Here is a 19,409-nt window from a genome sequence, read left to right as displayed (position 1 = left end):
CGTCCTGCTCCGTTCCCGGTTCGTTCGCGATCCCGTTTTCGTTCGCGTTCTACGCGCCGCGATCAGCCGTGGCTGGCCGATTCGTTCGCCCGTCGCCCGGGTTCGAGCGCGTCCTCGGAGCACTCGTCCTCGTTCGTCGAGACGGCTATCCCCAGTCGGCCGTCGCGGTCGACCTCGACGAGGACGCCGTAGCAGTCGGGGTAGTCACGATCGGCCGGATCGACCGTTCGCCAGTCCTCACCCGGTGTTCGAGCGGAGACGGTGAACCGGCCGGGTTCGTCCGGCCACGTTCGCGCGGGAACCACGTCGTCGTCGGCGGTTTCGCCCCGCGCTTCGAGTTCGTGGGTCGACTCGTGGACCACCTCGTCGTCCCACCGGACGCGGAAGTCGACCGTCTCGTCCTCGTCGTGGCGGTTGACGACGACGACGTGACCGAGGACCGACGCTCCCCGGTCCTCGCCGACGGAGAGACAGCCCGCGAGGCTGATCGTCGTGACGCCCGCGAGGAGGGCGCGTCTGGACGTCCGCTTCACCCGGAGCGATTCTCGGGCTCGCGATTTAATTGTTGACACGACCGGAGGGGGAAATCGGCAGGCGGCGGAGTACGGTAGGGTTTTCCCACGCGGTCACGTCCTCATCCTGTAATGCGTCGGCTCGTCCTCGGGTGCGGAGCGGTCGGCCACGACATCGTCGCGTCGCTGGCCGGCGGCCCCGACGAACTCCACGTCATCACCGACGACCGCGGCCGAGTGACGGCGCTCCGCGAGGAGAGCGTGGGCGCGGTCGAAGCGGACCCGACGGACGCGTCCACCTACCCGGACCACGCCGACATGGTCGTCGTCGCGGACGACTCCACGAGCAGGAACCGGACGATGGCCGCGCTCGCACGGTCCCGCTTCCCGGAGGCGTTCATCCTCTCGTACGTCGGGGACGACGCCGACCGGGCCGACCGGGAGGAGCTCGCCGACCTCTCGGATCGCCTCGTCGACCCCGTCGGACTCGTCGCCGACAGGGTGCTCGCGTCCTCGCGCGGCGAGCCGGCAGAGCGGATGTGGAAGCTCCTGCGGGCGCTCCGGGACGTCGACGGTCCCCTCGCGGTGGTCGCCCACGACAACCCCGATCCGGACGCCATCGCCTCTGCGATCGCGCTGGTCAGGCTCGCGGAGTTCGCGGACGTCGAGGCGGAGGCGTGCTACTACGGCGACATCTCCCACCAGGAGAACCGCGCGCTGGTGAACCTCCTCGACCTGGACATGCGGAACCTCGACCCCGGGATGGATCCGCGCGAGGAGTACGACGCGTTCGCGCTGGTGGACCACTCCCGCCCGGGCGTGAACGACAGCCTGCCGAGGGAGATCAGGCCGGTGGTCGTGGTCGACCACCACCCGCCGCGGATGCCGATCGAGGCGACGTTCATCGACATCCGCTCGGACGTGGGGGCCACGTCGACGCTGCTCGCCGACTACCTCGAACGGTTCGGCCTGGCCCCCGACGAGCAGGTCGCGACCGCGCTGCTGTACGGGATCCGCGTCGACACGAAGGACTTCACCCGCGAGACCGCCGACGCCGACTTCGACGCGGCCGCGTTCCTCCTCCCGCAGACCGACCCGGAAGTGCTGGCCAAGGTGGAGTCCCCGAGCGTGAGTTCGGACGTGCTCGACACGATCGCGCGGGCGATCCGGAACCGCGAGACGCGCGGGGACGCGACCGCCTCCTGCGTGGGCGAGCTGTCGGACCGCGACGCGCTCGCCCAGGCGGCGGACAAGCTCCTCGACATGGACGGCGTGACCACCACGCTCGTGTACGGGTTCACGGACGGGACGGTGTACGTCTCGGGGCGCACGCGCGGGACGGATCTCGACCTCGGCGAGACGCTCCGCGACGCCCTCGACCAGATCGGCAGCGCGGGCGGACACGCCGACATGGCGGGCGCGCAGGTACCGCTGGGCATCCTCGGGGAGGTGGAGGACGAGACCGAGTCGATGACCGAGATCGTCCGAGACGTCATCGCCGGCCGCTTCTTCGAGACGCTCGCGGACGCCCCCTCGGCGCCGACCCACGACGTGGACCGGATCGTCACCTTCCCTGGAGAGGAGGACGACTGACCGTCCGGCAGCGGTCGTCGGAACCCCGGATGCAATCCGCGCCGCCGCCGTCGCGACTCGATCGTCCCGTGGACCGCGAGAATCGGACCTCCCGATGCACAGGATCCGTCAGTACTGCTCGAATCGGTTGTATTATGCACGATCGCGTCCCATGACAGCATGGAGCACCCGGTCGACGTTCGGGCGTGCTCGAAACGGCCCTACTGCGCGGTGTCATGAGCGTGTCCCGGGGCCGTTTTTCCCGCCTACGAATCCCATCTCCGAGCGCCGCGTCGATGCGGGCGGCGGATCGGCCGGACCGGGTTCTCAAGATGGATAATCGCGGCCAACGCTTATCTCACCAGCTCCCGATCCTGAAATATGAACCGTCAGGACGTCCTCCTCGGCGCGGTCGGGGTGGGCGGACTGCTCGTCGGTGCCGGATGCGCCGCCGACGTGGGGGACGACGCCGAGCGAACCGCGGGAGACGGGACCGTCAGGGCGGCGAACCCCCCGGTCACCTCCGTTACCGGGGCCGACGGGAACACGTCGACAGCGCCTGCCACCGGGGTGCGTTCGAACGCCCGGACCGGGCGGCCGACGTCCGTCCGGACGCCGACGAGCGGTCGAACGCCACCGACGGCCCCGACGCCGACGGGTACCTCGCAGTCGACGACCGTCTCGACCGGGACGCCGCGAACGACCCGGTCGCAGGTATCCTCGGACGTATCGACTCCAGGGGACGCACCGCCGGCCCCGAAAACGCCGTCGCCCACGGATCCCCGGACGTCCACGTCGACGCGCCAGGAGACCGCGACACCCACGGAGACGACGGTGCCGACGGGGACGCGCGAGACGCCGACGCCGGCCCCAACGCCGTCACGACCGCCGAGGCAGGGCGTGTTCGCCAGGTACGACCGGAACGACCAGTCCGGCGTGGACGCGGTCCGCTTCCGCATCGACAACGCCAACACGTCCGACGTTCGGGTGGAACTCTCCGTCACGTGGTGGCACGCGGACGGGAGCATCCTGTCGGAACGGCGGGCCAGCGAACTCGGCCCCCTGGGGACGTGGGAGGGCGAGGTCGCGCACTCCGCCGGGGACGTGCGCGTCAACCGGTGGGACGCGTCGATCGAGTCCGTCACGTGGGCTTGATCGCGGCCCGGCGATCCGGGCGCACGGCAATCCTAAGTGTTGATACCCCTGGAGCGTGAGGTTCCGGCGTGAACCGGACGGCATCGCCGCCGACCCGGCCCCGCGGAACGTTGCACATGGACGTACTACACCCCCGGACGATCGAGCCCGATCGCTCGCACACACGCCGCGACAGGTTCGTATGAGTAGCTCATCCGGCAACCACGACTTCTCGCTCGACACGCGGCGCGCCAAGGTCAAGGAGTACATGACCCGCGACGTCGCGACGGTGTCGCCCGACGACACGGTTCGGGAGGTCGCGAAGGAGGTGGTCGAGAGCGACGGGCACAACGGCTTCCCGGTCACGGACGGCCGGACGGTCGTCGGCTTCGTCAGCGCGAGCGACCTGCTGCTCGCCGACCCCGACGCGCCGCTGTTCACGGTGATGACCGACGACATCATCGTCGCCCACCCGGAGATGAACGTCACCGACGCCGCCCGGGTCATCCTCCGCTCGGGCATTCAGAAGCTCCCCGTCGTCGACGACGCGGGCAACCTCGTCGGCATCATCTCCAACACGGACGTTGTTCGGAGCCAGATCGAGCGCGCCACCCCCGAGAAGGTCGGGAAACTGATGCGGACGCTCGAGGAGATCCACGGCGTCACCGTGTCCGAGGAGCGCCGGACGGTGGAACTCGCGGACCTCATCCCCACCCAGGCGCGGGTGTACGCCGACGAACTGGAGGGGCGCCACTATGAACTGAAGCGAGGCCTCGCGGAACCGCTCGTCGTCATCGACAACGACGGGACGCTGGTGCTCGCGGACGGCCACCACCGCGTGATGGCCGCCGACCGGGCCGACATCGACGAGATGGACGCCTACGTCATCGTCATCGACGACGAGATCGACCTCGGCATGCAGAAGACGGCGCGCAAGGAGGGGCTCTCCTCGCTGGCGGACATCGAGGTGGTCGACTACGCGAGGCACCCGCTGGTGGAGACGACGAAGCGCTTCCAGAACGAGTAGGTCGTCGGGTCCTATCGGGGAACGGAAAGGCCGGTTCCCGGCCTCAGTTTTCGAGGGTTTCCATTCGGACTTCTCGCGCGCGTTTGCTCGCTCCCGGAGGCGGTCGCGTCACGCGCGCCAGTTATAATTTCCATTCGGGCGTGCACGTCACTTACTCCCCGTCGAACGCGTCCATCCACTCCTCGGCGAGCGCGTCGGCTGTCTCCCGGTCGTCGGCAGTCTCGCGCCGGTACTCCGGCCCGTCGGGGGCCTGCCTCAGACAGTCGAGCCGGACGGCGAAGCCGCCGCCCGGTCGCTCGCGGACCCTGACGGTGGCCAGGCCGTCCGCGCGCTCGTACTCGTCGTACGGTCCCGCCGCGTCGACGCGCTGCCAGCTCATGCGCGTCCGCTCGCGACGCGGCCCCGTCAATCGGCCGGTTCGACGCCGGATCCGGCCCGACCGGCCTACCGATCGGCTACTGGCCGGCCACCTGCTTCGGGGCCGGCTTCCCGTTCCGGCCACAGCCCGGACAGACGGCGTACCCGAGGTCGTCGTACTCGAGCCGCGTGGTCGCCTCCCGCGCGCCGCACGATGCACACTCGAACTGGGACACCCATACGAACCCCATGGGTGTGAACTGGTCCCTACCGAGTTAGTAATGAGTCCATTATCGGTCGCCGAACCGTTGCAACTGGTCGTTAAACGGTAACTATAGGATGACTACGATCGGCGGGAAACCGCGTGAGTGCGTCCCCCCGAAACCGTCCCATCGGCGAGGAGGCGGTCTCCGACCGGGCTGATCCGTGCTCGACCTACTCGTGGCCGGACACCCGGACCGGCTCGTACGGCTCCTCCAGGTACGCCACGTCGCTCGCGGACAGCTTCACGTCGAGCGCCTCCGCGGCGTCCTCCAGGTGCTCGATACTGGTGGTGCCGACGATGGGCGCGTCCACCACGTCCTTGTCGAACAGCCACGCGAGGCCGATCTGGGCCATCTTCACGCCCTTCTCGGCCGCGAGCTCCTGCACGCGCTCGTTCACCTCGCGGCCGCCGCCCTCGAGGTACGGGTGCTGGTGGGCGTAGGAGTCCGACTCGCCCCGCGTCGTCGACCGCGCCTCCTGGTGCGGGCGGGCGAGCCACCCGCGCGCCAGCGGCGACCACGGGATGACGCCGACGTTCTCCCGCTCGCAGAACGGGAGCATCTCGCGCTCCTCCTCGCGGTAGAGGAGGTTGTAGTGGTTCTGCATCGTGTGGAACCGCTCGAGGCCGAGGCGTTCGCTCGTCCGGAGCGCGTCGGCGAACTGGTGGGTCCACATCGACGAGGCGCCCACGTACCGCGCCTTCCCCCGGTCGACGGCCGCGTCGAGCGCGCGCATCGTCGTCTCGATGGGCGTGTCGTAGTCCCAGCGGTGGGTCTGATAGAGGTCCACGGTGTCCATGCCCAGCCGGTCGAGCGAGTTGTCGAGTTCCTGCTCGACGGCCTTCCGCGAGAGCCCGCCCGAGTTCGGGTCGTCCTCGCGCATCGGGTGGAAGCCCTTCGTCGCGACGACGAAGCGGTCGCGGTCGTAATCGGCGAGCGCGTCGCCGAGCACGCGCTCGGAGCCGCCCTCCGAGTACATGTTCGCGGTGTCGAAGAAGTTGATCCCGAGGTCGATGGCCCGCTCGACCAGTTCGATCCCCTCCTCCTCGTCGAGGACCCAGTCGCGCCAGTCGACGTCGCCGAAGCTCATGCAGCCGAGGCAGATCCGGGACACCTCCATTCCCGTGTCACCCAGCGTGGTGTACTCCATGGGTGCGGTGTCGACCTCCGGGACGAAAAAGCCGGGCGTCGGGGCGACCGCGGGTCCAGGGAGTGTCGATCCGTTCGACTGCCTTCGATCAACCCCACGTCCGGCAGGGGTGGATTGGCTGGCAACCAGCGTCGACCGAATCAGGGGGACCCAAACGATTAACCTCCGCAGTTTCCACCCTCCCCCATGGCAGTTTCGTACGAGGAGGCGGTCTCCACGTTCGAGTGGGACATCCCGGACGACTACAACCTCCCGTCGGTCGTCGAGGGCCACGCCGAGGCCCACGGCGACCGGACGGCGGTGACGTTCCTCGACGACGAGGGGACGCGCGAGGAGCGGACGTACGCCGACGTGGCGCGCGACGCGAACCGCTTCGCCAACGCGCTGGCGGGCCTGGGCGTCGGCGAGGGCGACCGCGTGATGCACCTGCTGCCGCGCCACCCCGACGCCTTCGCGATCCAGCTCGGCGTCCTGAAGCGCGGCGCGCTGCTGGTGCCGTGTTCGGCGATGCTCAAGCCGAAGGACCTCGGGTTCCGCGCGAACGACTGCGAGGCGACGACGATGGTGGCCCACGCCGACCTGACCGACATGGTCGAACCCATCCTTGACGAGGCGCCCCTGGAGACGCGAATCGTGCTCGACGGCGAGGCGGACGGCTGGGAGTCGTTCGCCGACCTGCTCGACGGGCAGTCCGGCGAGCACGACGGCCCCGACGTGGGCGCCCAGGACCCGATGAGCATCAACTACACCTCCGGCACTACCGGCCAGCCGAAGCCGGTGCTCCACCGGCACCGCTGGATGCGCGCCTTCGAGCTGGTGAACGCGCCGTACTGGTGGGGCGTCAGCGCCGAGGGCACCGCGGTACCGGGCGACGACGGCTCCGAAGACGTCGACCTCGACGAGGAGTTCCTGTGGGCCACGACCGGCACCGGCTGGGCGAAGTGGTTCTGGTCGCCGGTCGGCGTCGGGCTCACGGTGGGCGCCTCACAGCTCCTCTACGAGGGCGACTTCGACGCCGACGAGTTCCTCTCGGTGATGGAGCGGGAGGGCGTGACCAGGCTGTGTGCCGTGCCGACCCAGTACCGGATGTTCACCCAGACGGACCTCTCCGGGTACGACCTCGACCTGACGGAGGCGCTCTCGGCGGGCGAGCCGCTGAACCGCGAGCCCATCGAGGCGCTCCAGGACGCCTTCGACATCACGCCGCGGGACGGCTACGGGCAGACCGAGACGGTCGCGCTCGTGTCGAACTACCCCGGAATCGACGTGAAGGAGGGATCGATGGGCAAGCCGACGCCCGGCCTCGGCACGACCATCATCGACACTCAGGAGGAGACGGAGGTCGAGACTGGCGAGATCGGCGAGATCGCCGTCCCGGTCGGCAACCCGGGCATCTTCGACGGCTACTTCGAGAAGCCCCGGCTCGACGAGAAGACGTTCTCGGGCGACTACTACCGGACGGGCGACCTCGCGAGCCGCGACGAGGACGGCTACTTCTTCTTCGAGGGTCGCGCGGACGACATCATCCTCTCGGCGGGCTACCGCATCGGTCCGTTCGAGGTGGAGGACGCGCTGGTGAGCCACGAGGCGGTCGCGGAGGCCGCGGCCGTGGCGTCACCGCACGACGAGCGCGGGAACGTGGTGAAGGCGTACGTCGTCCTCGCTGACGGCTACACGGGTTCGGAGGACCTCACCGGCGAGTTGCAGGAGTACATGAAGGAGGAGACGGCGCCGTACAAGTATCCCCGCCGGGTCGAGTATGTCGACGAACTCCCCAAGACCTCCTCCGGGAAGACGCGACGCATCGAACTCCGGGAGCGCGAGGTCGAACAGTTCGGCGAGTAGGGTCCTAGACAGGGAGAGTCGAGCGAGCGAGCGAGTCGAACTAGGGTCCGTCGGGCGTCGGACTCGAACGGGGTTCGCGTCAGACCTTTCGACGTCCGCGTCGAACCCGTACGGGATGCCCGACGTCGACGCCGTCCGTTCGGGCGCGGTCGTGCTGGCGCTGGTGCTCGTGTCCGTGAGCGCCGTCGGCGCCCCGTCCCTGCTTCGCTCCGACGGGTCGGCACCCGACTCCCGCTAGGCGACGACGATCGACTCCTGTACGGAGATCACCCGACCGGGAAGCTACGAACTCGCCGCGAACCTCACCGACAGCGAGGCGTCCACGTGCATCCGAATCAGGTCGAGCGACGTCGTCCTCGACGGCGGCGGCCACCGTATCGACGGCGTCGGGACGTTCGGAACCGCGGGGGTCGTCGTCCGGGCCGACGGGGACGACCGCCTCTCGAACGTGACCGTGCGGAACGCGACGGTCTCCGACTGGGACGACGGCGTCCGCTTCATCGGGGTCGAGGGCGGCGCAGTCGTCGGGACGACGACCGCGAACAACCGGGTCGGACTGTCGCTGTTGAACGCCCGCGACGTCCGCGTTGCGGACAACGTCGCCCGCGAGAACAGGCTCCGGGGCATCTCGCTCCTCGAATCGAGCGCGAACAACACGCTGGCGAATAACGTCGCGTCCGACAACGCGCTGTACGGCATCCACCTCGTCGAGGGCGGCGTCCGGAACAACACGCTGGTGAACAACACCGCGTCGAACAACGAGTTCGGCGTCGTCCTGATCGGCGTCCACGACAACGTCGTGACCCGGACCACCGCGAACGGAAACCGGATCGCCGGCGTCTGGCTGTCGGGCTCGACCGGGAACCGAGTCGTCGACAACCGGGTCTCGAACCGGTTCTACGGGGTCTTCCTCGCCGACCGCTCGAACGGGAACGTCGTCTCGAACAGCGTCGCCGCGTCGAACCGGGTGGGCGTCCGCCTCCGCTCCTGCGACGGGAACCGGGTCACTGAGAACACCGTCCGCGGGAGCGGCGACACGGCGATCCTCCTGATATCGAGCGACCGCAACGAGGTCGTCGGGAACGTCGGCTCGGAGAACGCCCGCGGCGTGTCGGTCGTCAGGTCGTCGGGGAACCGGGTCGCGAACAACTCACTCTCGGGGTGATTCGACGGCCCGCCCCCATCGAGGAACGCCCAAAACTTATCCCACCTCACAGGAAACGCGGAACCATGGCATCCGAGCCCTCCACGCGCGACGACGGCTGCCCGAAGTGCGGACACATGGACGCCGAGGTCGGGAGCATCTCGACCACGGGCGGCGGCCTGTCGAAGATGTTCGACATCCAGACGAACAAGTTCCGGGTCGTCTCCTGCACGAACTGCGGCTACTCGGAGCTCTACCGCGACGTCGGCTCCTCGGGGAGCGACCTCGTGGACGTGTTCTTCGGGTAGATGGCCGCCGAGGCCGCGTTGCTCCTGCTGTTCCTGGTGTTCGCCATCGGCGCGCCGCTCGTCCTGTACGCGTTCGTTCGGGACGAGCGGAAGCGGGACGCGACGAACGTCACCGACCGCTCGTCCGCCGAACGCGCCGCACGGAAGGATCTGGACGGGCGCAGCGCGGACGGGGGCGAGCAGGGAGCGAACCGTAACGACCGGCCGTAGCCGGGCACCGGCCGCACCCAAGTTCGAACGGACTACCGGTCGTCCCCGTCGACGAGCGAGAGGACGCGAACGCGCCGAACGGCGTCGAAGTCGCGGAGGCGGTACACCAGTTCGCGGACGCGCCCTACGTCGCCCTGGCAGAACACGGTCTCCAGGCACCAGCCGTCCTGGTGGACGTGCGAGGTCGTCGTGAGCACGTCCTGGTACTCGTGCTGGACGTCGTGGAGGTCGCGGATGACCTCGTCGTGGACGTAGTCGAACGCGACGACCGCGGCGACCTCCCCGGTCGCCCCCTCCAGCCGGCTGTGGCGCTCGACGTATTCGGCCATCGCCTCCCGGACCGCCCGGGAACGCGACTCGAACCCCTCGGCCTCCGCGACGGCGTCGAACTCCGCGAGCGCCCCGTCGGGAACGTTCAGACTCGTCCGCATGGTCGCCCCTCCGCACCGGCGCCGGTTCCGCGTTTCGGTATTACGGTCCCCCCGTTCGGTTCATAACAGCCGATTTAGGTACCCGGCGACCACTTCCGGCCATGCTCCACGACGTCGCGCCGGGACTCCTGCTCGGGGCGCTCGCGCTCGGCGCGGTCCACGGCGCGGAACCGGGCCACGGCTGGCCGGTCGCCGCCGCTTACGCCTTCGACAGGACGAACGCCTGGCTGGCGGGCCTGATCGCGGGGCTCGTCATCGGCGTCGGCCACCTGATCTCGAGCCTCGTCGTCGTCGGCGCGTTCTTCCTCCTGAAGGCGCGACTCGACCTCCGGGGGTTGAGCGAACCCCTCCACGTCGCGGGGGTCCCCGTCGGCTCCGCCATCGGCGTGTTCGCCGGCGTCCTGCTGATCCTCCTCGGCGTTCGCGAGTACCGCGGCGGCGGCCACTCCCACGGGGACGGGGAGGGTCACTCCCACGGGCACGACAACGAGCACTCGGACGGCCACGATCACGAACGGTCCCACGAGCACGACAGTCACGAAGCCGCTGCGACCGGTCCCGGCCGGCTACACGACAGCGTGACCGTCGCGCCAGCCGGGGGACGCGGTCGCTCCCACGACCACGCGAACCACGACCGCTCCCGCGGCGGACTCCTCGCCCGCCTCGCGTCGGCGCTCCCGTTCGTCGGCGACGGGGACGGTCACTCCCACGACCACGCCGGCCACTCGCACGAGGAACTCTCCGCGGACGAGGGGCTCTCCGGCATCGCCGTCTCGGCGTTCGTGCTCGGGTTCGCCCACGAGGAGGAGTTCGAGATCATCGCCATCTGCGCGGGTACCGACCACTGCCTCGGCCTCATGCTGGCGTACGCCGGCACGGTCGTCGTCGTCATCACGGCGCTCACGCTGCTGCTCGTCGCGGGCTACGAGCGCTTCGAGGAGCGGATGGAGCGCTACGCCGAGCACTTCCCGACCGTCTCGGCGGCCGTCCTCGTCCTCATGGGGGCCGGCTTCGTGCTCGGCGTGTTCTGAGTCGGCGGGCGTCGTCGGTCACACGCGCCTCCCAGTGGGTGGCGGACGCCGGTTCCGGAGGGAGCGACGAGCCCGACCGTCGCGGGCCGAGCACGGGCTCTCCTCGATGTCGTGACGATCCGGGTCAACGACGGTAGTTTCGGCCTGTGAGTGCACCTAGGACGCGTCCATGTTCACACCCGTCGAAGTCCCGTTCGAACATGGGGGGACTACCAATGGCTACCGAGACGCACGTGATATCGACCGAACGCGCGCTAGAACTGGCTACCGACCGGACCAGACGGCGGGTCCTCCAGTACCTGATCGAGAACGGTGAGACGGGCGTTCGCCTCGAGGAACTGATCGACGTCATCGTCGGTGGTCGGCCCGCTTCTGACCGCGCTCGGTACGCGAACGGCGAGCAACTCGGGATCGAGTTACTGCACGTCCACCTCCCGAAGTTGGCCGAGGCCGGCGTCGTCGACTACGACGTCCGCAGCGCCACCGTTCGCTACTACGTCACGCCCCGACTTGAGAAACTCGTCCGCTTCGTCGGCGACGAACTACCCTGAGTCGACGCCTCCGAGACTCTGATCCGATCGCTCACCTCGACTGGAATCGACGAACGCCGTGATTTCGCCGGTCCCCTCGACGAGAACGCGAACCCCGTCGTAGGTGAACGATACGCGAACGTCCGCCCCGGTACCGTCCTCCGGCGACGCGACGAGCGCGTCGAGGGCGTCGGTGTCCAGGTGGTCGTACAGGGACGCGACGTCGAGCGGGTCGCGGTCGGTCGCCTCGGCGACGGCCTCCACGACCGCGATACTCGGTTGCCCCGTGGCTCTCCAGTCGGTCCGTACAGTGGTGACGTCGGGATCCGGGTGCCCAGTCGATTCTGGGCCCAGCGTACCCACGTCCCGGTATGGCTTGTCCTCGCTCATGGCTCGCGTTTCCTCCGGTCAGGGCCGTCCTCCCGTTCGCACGGTCGCGAGAAGATGACCGCTGTCGCCCGCTGATTCGCCGCAGTATTCCCATGCTACCGAGACACATAGGTGTTTTGTGACCATCCGAGTCACAGCGCGCCCGACCCTCGGTCACGATCCCCGTCGAGTTGCCACGTGAACACCGCCTTCAGCACGGTCACGAGACTGTTGGTCTCGCCCGACCCTCAGATCGCCGTCTCGTCCCGGGCCTCCGACGGCCGATCGCCGGACCCCTGGACGAGCACGCTCACGAGCGTCCGATCCTCGTCCACCATGAGAAGCCGCCCCGTGGGCGTGTCCGACCAGTTCCACAGCGATTCGAACACCTCGGCGTCGGGCACCTCCTCGCGGATGTCGTCCTCGGCGGTCCGCGACATGCTCGCGATCCTGATGGAGACGCCGCGCTCGCTCGCGGCTCGCAGCTGCTCGACGATCTCGTGCGTGAGCAGGTCGCCGACGGTCATGTAGACCACCTCCTCCTCTGCCGCCTCGATGAAGTCGAGCACCCGACCGGTGACGGTGTCGCGTCCCGTGACGGTCCAGACGCCGCGTTGTTCCTCCGTCCGGTGGACCGATTCGAGCGAGTCGAGCGCCTCCATCAACTGTTCGCCCGGTCCGTGTACTCCCGCTCGAACTGCCGTCCGGTCGTCTCCGCCGAGATTGCCCAGAACCGCTTGGGCGTCGACTGCTGTACGTCGACGAGTCCCCGACTCCGAAGTTCCTCGACCGCGTCGTACACGCGCGTCCGGGGAACGTCGGACACGTCGCTCACGTCCTGCGCTGTCCCTTCCCCCAAACTGACGAGCGCGACGAACGTCCGCGCGGCGTAGGCGCTCAACCCGAATGCCTCCAGTTGCTCGATCACGACGGAACGCGGCTCGTCCGAGGGGTCGGAAACCATAGTGAACTCACTGACCTCCTCCGTAAATCTACCCTGATGGGTAGGTCGGACGCACGGTAACAGAGTGGTTGGGACCCGTTCCGTGACCGTGCGCCAGTACCTGCTTACCACCCACGCCCTTTATCCTTATTGTGATTATGTGAGTGAATCGGACGCAACCCGTCTGAGAGGCGCTCACTGGGACCGATGTGCCGGCTGGTATTTTAACTATCTCAGTGACACTCGAACGCCGGCTGCTGTGCGACCTCGACGGTCCGGACGGAACCGTCGATCGACCGCTCCGAGTCCCGTCTCTCCGGCGCGATACCGGAGCGGAAACCCCTTTCCGCTAGGGCACATATCCGGTAGCGAGGCTACCGGTTTCCCGGTGGCAATGGTTGGGACCCATGAATGAACTCACGAATCAACAGCAGGCAGTCGAACTGCTTCAGCAGCTCGGGCTCAAGGAGTACGAAGCGAAGTCGTTCGTGGCGCTTTCACGGATTTCGGGGGGGACGGCGAAGGAGATCAGCGAGATCTCGGAGGTCCCTCGAACCCGCGTCTACGATGCCATCCGGGTGCTCGAAACGAAGGGACTCGTCGAAGTGCAGCACTCGAGCCCTCAGCAGTTCCGCGCCGTCTCGATAGACGAGGCGGCCGGGACGCTCCGGACCGAGTACGAGGAGCGAACCGAAACGCTTCGGGAGACGCTCGGCGGTATCGAACCGGTGACGGTGGAAGCCGAATCGTCGACCACGCACGAGGTCTGGTCGCTCTCGGGGGAGTCGGCGATCGCGAACCGGACGACGCAACTGATCGACGAAGCCGACCGGGAGCTCGTCCTCGTCGTCGGACACGAGGGGGTGCTCACCGACAAGCTGCTCGACCGGATACTGGCGGCTCAGGAACGGGGCGTCGATATCGTCATCGGGACCATCGCCCCCGGGTTACAGGAGGTGGTCGAGGAGGCGCTTCCCGACGCGGAGGTGTTCGTCTCCGGGCTGGAGTGGCTGAGCGAGTCGAGCATGGCCTCCGACGACACGGAGATCAGCCGGCTCCTGCTCGTCGATCGGAGCACGATCCTGGTGAGTTCGACCCACAAGGACGATGCGGGGAACCGGATGGACGAGCAGGCGGTGTTCGGCCGGGGGTTCGACAACGGGCTCGTCACGATCGTCCGCCGGCTGATGGCGACCGGGCTGCTGCCGATCGACGACCCCGCCACGCCCGAACCCGACACTGGCAGTGCCGGGGACGAGTAAGTTCGACGGTTCTTCGAACCGCACTCGCGGTCGCTCGTGCGGCTCCGCCCGTATCGAAGCGATCGAGTCGTCGCGTCGTCTCCCTTCTCACCCGTAACGGTCGCGTCGTCCCGACTCACACCGAGAAACCGCCCGCGAACGACCGCTATCGGAACCGGCCGAGCAGCCGGTAGCGCTCGTCCGGGTCGTAGTTCCGGAACAGCATGCTGTTCGTCAGCACCGACACCGAGGAGAACGCCATCGCCCCGGCCGCGAGCACCGGCTGGAGCAGGCCGAGCGAGGCGAGGGGAATCATCGCCGTGTTGTAGCCGAGCGCCCAGAACAGGTTCTGCTTGATCTTCGTCAGCGTCCCCTCGGAGACGTTGATGGCCTTCACCACGTCGCGGGGGTCCGAGCGCATCAGCGTCACGTCGGCGGCCTCGATGGCCACGTCGGTGCCCGAACCGATGGCGACGCCGACGAAGGCGGTCGCGAGCGCCGGCGCGTCGTTGACGCCGTCGCCCACCATCATCGCCCGCGAGCCGTCGGCCTGGATGGCCTCGACGGCGTCGGCCTTGTCCTCGGGGAGCACCCCGGCCCGGACGTTCGCCTCGTCGATGCCGACCTCGCGGGCGACCGCGCGGGCGGTGCGCTCGTTGTCGCCGGTGATCATGTGGACCGTCACGTCGCGCTCCCGGAGCGCGGAGACGGCCTCGCGCGCGCTCGGCTTCACCTCGTCGGCGACCGCGAGGACGCCGAGGAGTTCGCCGTCGAGCGCGACGAGGACCGCCGTCTTCCCCTCCTCCTCGAGGTCCGCCATCGCGTCGCGCGCGGGGTCCGTCTCGACCCCCTCGTCGGCGAGCAGGTCGGGCTTGCCGACGACGACCGTCCCGTGCTCGGTCCGTCCGCGGATGCCCCGGCCGGAGACGTTCTGGAGCACGTCGAGGTCGCCGACCCGGGTGCCGCGTTCGCGGGCCCCGGCGACGATCGCCTCGCCGATGGGGTGCTCGCTGCCGCTCTCGGCGGTCGCAGCGACCTCGAGCAGGAACTCCTTGGTGACGTCCGCCGGCACGTCGGCCTCGGCGTCGGAGGGAACCGCGCCGTCCGCTGCGGGCGTGACGACCCGGGCGTCGGTGAGCGTCATCTCGCCCTCTGTGAGCGTCCCGGTCTTGTCGAAGACGACCGCCTCGACGTCCTTCACCCGTTCGAGGATATCCCCGCCCTCGAACAGGACGCCGTGCTGGGCGCCGATGCTCGTCCCGACCATCGTCGCCGCCGGCGTCGCCAGGCCGAGCGCGCAGGGGCAGGCGATGAGCACCGCGGAGGCGAACACGAGCACGGCGAACTCCGTCGCGCCGACGGCGCCCGGCCCGCCGGCCGCGAGCCCCCACAGCGGCAGGCCGCCGACGAACCCGGCCAGCGCCTCGGGGAAGAGGAACCAGACCGCGCCCCAGAGGACCGCGTTGCCGATGACCGCGGGGACGAAGTACGCCGAGATGCGGTCGGCGACGTTCTGGATCTCCGGCTGGCGGGCCTGCGCCTCCTTCACCCGCTTGACGATCTGCTGGATGGCCGTCTCCTCGCCGACCTTCGTCGCCTCGACGACGAGCACCCCGTTCTCGTTCACGGTCGAGCCGATGACCTCGTCGCCCGCCTCCTTCCCGACCGGCATCGACTCGCCGGTGACCATCGACTCGTCGACGGCCGACTCGCCCTCACGGACGACGCCGTCCGTCGGGATCTTCTCGCCGGGCCGGACCTTCAGGCGGTCGCCGACCTGGACGTCCTCCAGCGGGACCTCCTCCTCGGTGCCATCTTCTCTGACGACCGTCGCCGTCTCGGCCTCCATCTCCAGCAGCGAGCGGAGCGCCTCGCTCGCCTGGCCCTTCGAGCGCGCCTCGAGGTAGTTGCCGAGCGTGATGAACACGAGGATGAGCGCGGCCGTGTCGAAGTACAGCCCCGCCTCGGGGAGCACGCCGAGCAGGGCGACGACGGAGTAGCCGTACGCCGTCGTCGAGCCGAGCGCGATGAGCACGTCCATGTTCGCGCGCCGGTTCCTGACGAGCGCCTTGTAGGAGTTCTCGTAGAACGGCTTGCCGAGCACGACCTGGACGGGCGTCGCGAGCGCGAACGCGACCCAGCCGAACGGGAGGCCCGTGCCCGGAACCTGTTCCGGAACCGTCCCGGGGGCGAACAGTTCCAGGCCGAGCATGACGAGCAGCGGCGTCGCCAGCGCGGCGCCGAACAGCGTCAACCTGAGCTGTCGGCGGATCTCCGACTTGCGGGCGGCGTCGCGGCGCTCCGACTCGTCGGCCTCCCCGCCCTCGTCGCGCACGGGTTCGTAACCAGCGTCCTCGATGGCGTCGTAGACGGCGGCCCGGGAGGTCGCCGACGGGGCGTACCGGACGGTCGCCTCGTCGGTCGCGTAGTTCGCGTCGACCGAGAGCACGCCCGGCAACCCGCCGACGGCGTCCTCGATGGTGGCCGAGCAGTTCGCGCAGGTCATCCCGGTGATGCCCACGTTGACCGTCTCGGCGATCGGTTCGTAGCCGGCACCCTCGATCGCGTCGAACACCGCCGCGAGGGGGGTTCGCTCGGGGTCGTACTCGACCGTCGCCTCGTCGGTCGCGTAGTTCACGTCCGCCGAGACGCCCTCGAGGTCCGCGAGCGCGTCCTCGATGGTGGCAGAGCAGTTCGCGCACGTCATGCCCCGTATCTCGATCGTCACCCGGTCCCTGTCGTTCATGGCTAGCCCTAGGGGCTCCCCATTCAAGCACGTTGTCCCTTCGAGGGTGGGGGTAAGAGCAGACGTTGCTTTGGATTCCTCGGGTGGGGGGCATGCTCGACATTACGAACGAAACCGGCTCCGCGTTCGGACGACCGGCCGGACCGTAACTCGCTTGAGTCCACGGCGCCTACTGTCGCCCATGACGACGAACCTTCGCGTCACCGGGATGACCTGCAGCGGGTGCGAGGAGAACGTCGAGAACGCCCTGCGCGAGGTCGAGGGCGTTGAGGACGCGTCCGCGGACGAGGAGACGGACACCGTGACCGTCGAGGGCGACGCGGACCCGCTCGACCTCATCGCCGCGGTGCCCGACCCGTACGAGGCGGACTCGGCCTGAGACGACCGACCGCAGGTCGCGCTTCCCTTCCGACGGTCCACGCGCTCGCGAGCGACGGCTACCTGCCGAGCGTGTAGAACTCCTCGTTCGGTCGCCAGTCGGCGAACGTCGCCATCCGGTTGCTGAGGTTGAAGAACGCGGCGACGGCGCCGATGTCCCACACCTCCTCCTCGCTGTAGCCCGCCTCCACGAGCATGTCGAGGTCGTCGGTCGTCACCCCATCGGGCTCCTCGGTGAGCTTCACCGCCACGTCCAGCATCGCCATCCGCTGGTCGCTCACGTCGGCAGTGCGGTAGTTCGAGACGAGCTGGTCCGCGAGCGCGGGGTCCTTCGCGTAGATGCGGACGAGCGCGCCGTGGGCGACGTTGCAGTAGAGGCAGTGGTTCCGGCCGGAGACGGCGACGACGATCATCTCCACCTCCTCGCGGTCGAGCTCCGTGTCGTCGACGAGCGCGTCGTGGTAGGCCATGAACGCCCGGAAGTGGCTCGGCTTGTACGCGAGCGCGGCGAACACGTTCGGCGTGAAGCCGGCGCGCTCGGTCTCCTCGGCGATCCGGTCCCGCAGGTCCTCGGGGACGTCGTCGTAGTCGGGGACGGGGAACCGTCGCTGGGCGTCGTCGTTCAGTCGGGGTTCGGGGGAGGTGTCGTCGCTCATGCGTACCGTCCCGTGGGTTCGCGGAGATGTGGCTTAAAGCGTCGGCCCTCCCCGTCGGGTGGCGCTTCGCCCGCTTGGCCGGGTTCGGTTCGGCTCGATGCGGCTGTGTGGCGTCGCTCGCTACCGACCCGTTCGACTGTTCAGTTCACGATTCGACCGCTCGGTTCACGACGCTTCCGGGAAACGCCCCGTGAATCGCTTGGTGGACGGTACAGCTATCGCCCGTTCTCACGTTAGTCGGATGCATGAGCGATGATCACCCGAACGAATCGGCCGGAAAGCTCGTCGTCGGAACGTTCCTCACGCTCGACGGCGTGATGCAGGCACCGGGTGGTCCCGACGAGGACCGCGACGGCGGCTTCGAGCACGGAGGGTGGACGGTCGACTACTGGGACGATAAGATGGGCGAGATCATGGACGATCAGTTCGCCGAGGCCGACGCGCTGCTGCTCGGCAGGCGGACGTACGAGATCTTCGCCGCGCACTGGCCCAACGTCGACGCGGAGGGCGATCCCGTGGCGACGAAACTGAACAGCATGCCGAAGTACGTCGCCTCCAGGACCCTCGACGCGGTGGAGTGGAACAACTCGACGCTCCTCTCGGGCGACGTCGCGGAGGCCGTCGAGGACCTCGAGACGGAGCGCGGGGACACGATCATGGTGCAGGGGAGCAGCGACCTGATCCAGACGCTGCTCGCACACGACCTCGTCGACGAGTTCTGGATCTGGGTGTTCCCCCTGGTCCTGGGGGACGGAAAGCGGCTGTTCGGCGACGGGACGATCCCCGCGGCCCTCGAACTGACGGACGTCGAGACGTCGAGCACGGGGGTCCAGATGCTCCGGTACGAGCGGGCGGGGGAGATCGATTACAGCTCGTTCGCGCTCGAGGACGTGGCGGAGTAAGCAGCCGTAAGAGCGGTACCCGACTATTACGAGCACTCGACCGGGCAGCGACGTCCGAACCCGAAGTTCGTACTCACAACAACCCGAAGGCGTGCCCCATCGACCACCCGGTCGAGACGACGCCGATGACGAACAGCCCGACGTTCCACGTCGGATCCTTCGACGGGACGACGTTCAGCGACGACCGGTGCGGGTGCGGCCACAGGAAGTTCACCCCCATCGGCGTGATCACGTCCGCAAGGAGGTGCGCCAGCACCGACCCGAACCCGAGCAGGAAGCCGAAGCCGGACATGGAGAGTCCGGCCGGGACCGCCACGTCCAGCACCGGCTCGACCTGCGCGCCGAGGTACGCGAAGGCGCCCCCGACAAGCGCGGCGAACAACAGCGAGTGGGTCGGCCCGCGGTGAGAGACCCCCGGGAGGCGGTGGTCACAGTCCGGCAGCATCGCCAGCGCCACGAACGTCGCGCCGACCAGGGCCGCGAGCGCGATGTATCCGCTGGTGACCAGCCAGTAGCCGACCGGCGCGAACAGCGACAGCGACACGCCGACGTGTCCCGTTCGGTACACGGCGTGGAGTTGTGCGGAATCACGGATAAGGGGACGGAACGAGAACGGCGGACGTGACGGGGAAGGTATATGTCCTCAGCCGGCTTCCGAGC

Annotated in this window: 24 protein-coding genes; 13 read left to right on the top strand and 11 right to left on the bottom strand. The window is 68.7% G+C overall.

Annotated elements, in window-relative coordinates; all coding sequences use genetic code 11:
• Window positions 1–62: 62 nt before the first annotated feature.
• Window positions 63–533 carry a hypothetical protein gene (locus tag HUG10_RS08340; protein ID WP_179169134.1) on the bottom strand — a complete coding sequence of 157 codons (471 nt, stop codon included), beginning with the start codon at window positions 531–533 and terminating at the stop codon, window positions 63–65.
• A 111-nt stretch (window positions 534–644) separates the two neighbouring features.
• On the opposite strand from HUG10_RS08340, the gene HUG10_RS08335 reads away from it, so the two are divergent.
• The 3 genes from HUG10_RS08335 to HUG10_RS08325 all read left to right on the top strand — a co-directional run bounded on the left by HUG10_RS08335 (window position 645) and on the right by HUG10_RS08325 (window position 4,245).
• A complete protein-coding gene (locus HUG10_RS08335) occupies window positions 645–2,105 on the top strand; it encodes a DHH family phosphoesterase (protein WP_179169133.1) in 1,461 nt (486 codons plus the stop codon).
• A gap of 360 nt (window positions 2,106–2,465) precedes the next feature.
• Window positions 2,466–3,239, top strand: a complete 774-nt coding sequence (locus HUG10_RS08330) for a hypothetical protein (protein WP_179169132.1) — start codon at window positions 2,466–2,468, stop codon at window positions 3,237–3,239.
• Between the two features lie 181 nt (window positions 3,240–3,420).
• Window positions 3,421–4,245, top strand: coding sequence for a CBS domain-containing ParB/RepB/Spo0J family partition protein (locus HUG10_RS08325; RefSeq protein ID WP_179169131.1), 825 nt, complete (start codon window positions 3,421–3,423; stop codon window positions 4,243–4,245).
• A 151-nt stretch (window positions 4,246–4,396) separates the two neighbouring features.
• On the opposite strand, the gene HUG10_RS08320 is transcribed toward HUG10_RS08325, so the two are convergent.
• The 3 genes from HUG10_RS08320 to HUG10_RS08310 all read right to left on the bottom strand — a co-directional run bounded on the left by HUG10_RS08320 (window position 4,397) and on the right by HUG10_RS08310 (window position 6,015).
• Window positions 4,397–4,624 (bottom strand): DUF7543 family protein, encoded by a 228-nt coding sequence (locus HUG10_RS08320; RefSeq protein WP_179169130.1) that lies wholly within the window; start codon window positions 4,622–4,624, stop codon window positions 4,397–4,399.
• Between the two features lie 76 nt (window positions 4,625–4,700).
• Window positions 4,701–4,853: a hypothetical protein gene (locus HUG10_RS08315; RefSeq protein WP_179169129.1), complete on the bottom strand. Its 153-nt coding sequence runs from the start codon at window positions 4,851–4,853 to the stop codon at window positions 4,701–4,703.
• Between the two features lie 184 nt (window positions 4,854–5,037).
• Window positions 5,038–6,015, bottom strand: coding sequence for an aldo/keto reductase (locus HUG10_RS08310; protein ID WP_179169128.1), 978 nt, complete (start codon window positions 6,013–6,015; stop codon window positions 5,038–5,040).
• A 186-nt stretch (window positions 6,016–6,201) separates the two neighbouring features.
• Here HUG10_RS08310 and HUG10_RS08305 point away from each other — a divergent pair, with 186 nt between their 5' ends.
• From HUG10_RS08305 to HUG10_RS08290, 5 genes are all read left to right on the top strand, one after another.
• Window positions 6,202–7,860 carry an acyl-CoA synthetase gene (locus HUG10_RS08305; RefSeq protein WP_179169127.1) on the top strand — a complete coding sequence of 553 codons (1,659 nt, stop codon included), beginning with the start codon at window positions 6,202–6,204 and terminating at the stop codon, window positions 7,858–7,860.
• Between the two features lie 115 nt (window positions 7,861–7,975).
• Complete coding sequence (locus HUG10_RS22015; protein ID WP_281375717.1) at window positions 7,976–8,098, top strand: hypothetical protein; 123 nt, start codon at window positions 7,976–7,978, stop codon at window positions 8,096–8,098.
• Between the two features lie 9 nt (window positions 8,099–8,107).
• Entirely contained in the window at window positions 8,108–9,025 is a 918-nt protein-coding gene (locus HUG10_RS08300) for a right-handed parallel beta-helix repeat-containing protein (RefSeq protein WP_321169544.1), read from the top strand.
• A gap of 65 nt (window positions 9,026–9,090) precedes the next feature.
• Window positions 9,091–9,312: a zinc ribbon domain-containing protein gene (locus tag HUG10_RS08295; protein ID WP_179169126.1), complete on the top strand. Its 222-nt coding sequence runs from the start codon at window positions 9,091–9,093 to the stop codon at window positions 9,310–9,312.
• On the top strand, window positions 9,313–9,522 hold the full coding sequence (locus HUG10_RS08290) for a hypothetical protein (protein ID WP_179169125.1): 210 nt from the start codon (window positions 9,313–9,315) through the stop codon (window positions 9,520–9,522).
• 32 nt (window positions 9,523–9,554) lie between these two features.
• On the opposite strand, the gene HUG10_RS08285 is transcribed toward HUG10_RS08290, so the two are convergent.
• A complete protein-coding gene (locus HUG10_RS08285; RefSeq protein ID WP_179169124.1) occupies window positions 9,555–9,953 on the bottom strand; it encodes a CopG family ribbon-helix-helix protein in 399 nt (132 codons plus the stop codon).
• A gap of 101 nt (window positions 9,954–10,054) precedes the next feature.
• Here HUG10_RS08285 and HUG10_RS08280 point away from each other — a divergent pair, with 101 nt between their 5' ends.
• Window positions 10,055–10,984 (top strand): hypothetical protein, encoded by a 930-nt coding sequence (locus tag HUG10_RS08280; RefSeq protein ID WP_179169123.1) that lies wholly within the window; start codon window positions 10,055–10,057, stop codon window positions 10,982–10,984.
• Window positions 10,985–11,199: 215 nt separating this feature from the next.
• The gene (locus HUG10_RS08275) at window positions 11,200–11,535 is read left to right on the top strand and encodes a DUF7344 domain-containing protein (RefSeq protein WP_179169122.1); all 336 of its coding nucleotides are present in this window, start codon (window positions 11,200–11,202) and stop codon (window positions 11,533–11,535) included.
• Here the strand turns inward: HUG10_RS08275 and HUG10_RS08270 are convergent.
• The 3 genes from HUG10_RS08270 to HUG10_RS22095 form a co-directional block, all read right to left on the bottom strand.
• Window positions 11,527–11,904 (bottom strand): HalOD1 output domain-containing protein, encoded by a 378-nt coding sequence (locus tag HUG10_RS08270; RefSeq protein ID WP_179169121.1) that lies wholly within the window; start codon window positions 11,902–11,904, stop codon window positions 11,527–11,529. The genes HUG10_RS08275 and HUG10_RS08270 overlap by 9 nt on opposite strands.
• Window positions 11,905–12,131: 227 nt before the next feature.
• Window positions 12,132–12,545, bottom strand: a complete 414-nt coding sequence (locus HUG10_RS22100) for a TrmB family transcriptional regulator sugar-binding domain-containing protein (RefSeq protein WP_321169543.1) — start codon at window positions 12,543–12,545, stop codon at window positions 12,132–12,134.
• Window positions 12,545–12,847, bottom strand: a complete 303-nt coding sequence (locus HUG10_RS22095) for a TrmB family transcriptional regulator (protein WP_321169542.1) — start codon at window positions 12,845–12,847, stop codon at window positions 12,545–12,547. Before HUG10_RS22095 ends, HUG10_RS22100 begins: the two co-directional genes overlap by 1 nt.
• Window positions 12,848–13,233: 386 nt before the next feature.
• Between HUG10_RS22095 and HUG10_RS08260 the strand changes: the two genes are divergently transcribed.
• Window positions 13,234–14,088 (top strand): TrmB family transcriptional regulator, encoded by an 855-nt coding sequence (locus HUG10_RS08260; protein WP_179169120.1) that lies wholly within the window; start codon window positions 13,234–13,236, stop codon window positions 14,086–14,088.
• A gap of 145 nt (window positions 14,089–14,233) precedes the next feature.
• On the opposite strand, the gene HUG10_RS08255 is transcribed toward HUG10_RS08260, so the two are convergent.
• Window positions 14,234–16,813 carry a heavy metal translocating P-type ATPase gene (locus tag HUG10_RS08255; protein WP_179169119.1) on the bottom strand — a complete coding sequence of 860 codons (2,580 nt, stop codon included), beginning with the start codon at window positions 16,811–16,813 and terminating at the stop codon, window positions 14,234–14,236.
• Window positions 16,814–16,994: 181 nt separating this feature from the next.
• Between HUG10_RS08255 and HUG10_RS08250 the strand changes: the two genes are divergently transcribed.
• Window positions 16,995–17,192, top strand: a complete 198-nt coding sequence (locus HUG10_RS08250) for a heavy-metal-associated domain-containing protein (RefSeq protein WP_179169118.1) — start codon at window positions 16,995–16,997, stop codon at window positions 17,190–17,192.
• Between the two features lie 58 nt (window positions 17,193–17,250).
• Here HUG10_RS08250 and HUG10_RS08245 read toward each other — a convergent pair whose 3' ends face one another.
• Window positions 17,251–17,847 carry a peroxidase-related enzyme gene (locus HUG10_RS08245; RefSeq protein WP_179169117.1) on the bottom strand — a complete coding sequence of 199 codons (597 nt, stop codon included), beginning with the start codon at window positions 17,845–17,847 and terminating at the stop codon, window positions 17,251–17,253.
• A 245-nt stretch (window positions 17,848–18,092) separates the two neighbouring features.
• On the opposite strand from HUG10_RS08245, the gene HUG10_RS08240 reads away from it, so the two are divergent.
• A complete protein-coding gene (locus HUG10_RS08240; RefSeq protein WP_179169116.1) occupies window positions 18,093–18,749 on the top strand; it encodes a dihydrofolate reductase family protein in 657 nt (218 codons plus the stop codon).
• A gap of 73 nt (window positions 18,750–18,822) precedes the next feature.
• On the opposite strand, the gene HUG10_RS08235 is transcribed toward HUG10_RS08240, so the two are convergent.
• Window positions 18,823–19,317 (bottom strand): metal-dependent hydrolase, encoded by a 495-nt coding sequence (locus tag HUG10_RS08235; RefSeq protein WP_179169115.1) that lies wholly within the window; start codon window positions 19,315–19,317, stop codon window positions 18,823–18,825.
• Window positions 19,318–19,409 lie beyond the last annotated feature (92 nt).

It is taken from the genome of Halorarum halophilum (assembly GCF_013401515.1).
GTDB classification, from domain to species: domain Archaea; phylum Halobacteriota; class Halobacteria; order Halobacteriales; family Haloferacaceae; genus Halorarum; species Halorarum halophilum.
The sequence above is the reverse complement of the archived record's forward strand: the minus strand, read 5'-3'. Positions and strand labels throughout refer to the sequence as shown.

Coding starts and splice junctions, on each gene's coding strand:
- HUG10_RS08305 (WP_179169127.1), top strand. CDS start 6,202: ATGGCAGTTTCGTACGAGGAGGCGGTCTCCACGTTCGAGTGGGACATC.
- HUG10_RS08285 (WP_179169124.1), bottom strand. CDS start 9,953: ATGCGGACGAGTCTGAACGTTCCCGACGGGGCGCTCGCGGAGTTCGAC.
- HUG10_RS08290 (WP_179169125.1), top strand. CDS start 9,313: ATGGCCGCCGAGGCCGCGTTGCTCCTGCTGTTCCTGGTGTTCGCCATC.
- HUG10_RS08255 (WP_179169119.1), bottom strand. CDS start 16,813: ATGAACGACAGGGACCGGGTGACGATCGAGATACGGGGCATGACGTGC.
- HUG10_RS08315 (WP_179169129.1), bottom strand. CDS start 4,853: ATGGGGTTCGTATGGGTGTCCCAGTTCGAGTGTGCATCGTGCGGCGCG.
- HUG10_RS08260 (WP_179169120.1), top strand. CDS start 13,234: ATGAATGAACTCACGAATCAACAGCAGGCAGTCGAACTGCTTCAGCAG.
- HUG10_RS22015 (WP_281375717.1), top strand. CDS start 7,976: ATGCCCGACGTCGACGCCGTCCGTTCGGGCGCGGTCGTGCTGGCGCTG.
- HUG10_RS08250 (WP_179169118.1), top strand. CDS start 16,995: ATGACGACGAACCTTCGCGTCACCGGGATGACCTGCAGCGGGTGCGAG.
- HUG10_RS08295 (WP_179169126.1), top strand. CDS start 9,091: ATGGCATCCGAGCCCTCCACGCGCGACGACGGCTGCCCGAAGTGCGGA.
- HUG10_RS08325 (WP_179169131.1), top strand. CDS start 3,421: ATGAGTAGCTCATCCGGCAACCACGACTTCTCGCTCGACACGCGGCGC.
- HUG10_RS08320 (WP_179169130.1), bottom strand. CDS start 4,624: ATGAGCTGGCAGCGCGTCGACGCGGCGGGACCGTACGACGAGTACGAG.
- HUG10_RS08270 (WP_179169121.1), bottom strand. CDS start 11,904: ATGAGCGAGGACAAGCCATACCGGGACGTGGGTACGCTGGGCCCAGAA.
- HUG10_RS08330 (WP_179169132.1), top strand. CDS start 2,466: ATGAACCGTCAGGACGTCCTCCTCGGCGCGGTCGGGGTGGGCGGACTG.
- HUG10_RS08240 (WP_179169116.1), top strand. CDS start 18,093: ATGAGCGATGATCACCCGAACGAATCGGCCGGAAAGCTCGTCGTCGGA.
- HUG10_RS08275 (WP_179169122.1), top strand. CDS start 11,200: ATGGCTACCGAGACGCACGTGATATCGACCGAACGCGCGCTAGAACTG.
- HUG10_RS22100 (WP_321169543.1), bottom strand. CDS start 12,545: ATGGAGGCGCTCGACTCGCTCGAATCGGTCCACCGGACGGAGGAACAA.
- HUG10_RS08245 (WP_179169117.1), bottom strand. CDS start 17,847: ATGAGCGACGACACCTCCCCCGAACCCCGACTGAACGACGACGCCCAG.
- HUG10_RS08335 (WP_179169133.1), top strand. CDS start 645: ATGCGTCGGCTCGTCCTCGGGTGCGGAGCGGTCGGCCACGACATCGTC.
- HUG10_RS08310 (WP_179169128.1), bottom strand. CDS start 6,015: ATGGAGTACACCACGCTGGGTGACACGGGAATGGAGGTGTCCCGGATC.
- HUG10_RS08280 (WP_179169123.1), top strand. CDS start 10,055: ATGCTCCACGACGTCGCGCCGGGACTCCTGCTCGGGGCGCTCGCGCTC.
- HUG10_RS22095 (WP_321169542.1), bottom strand. CDS start 12,847: ATGGTTTCCGACCCCTCGGACGAGCCGCGTTCCGTCGTGATCGAGCAA.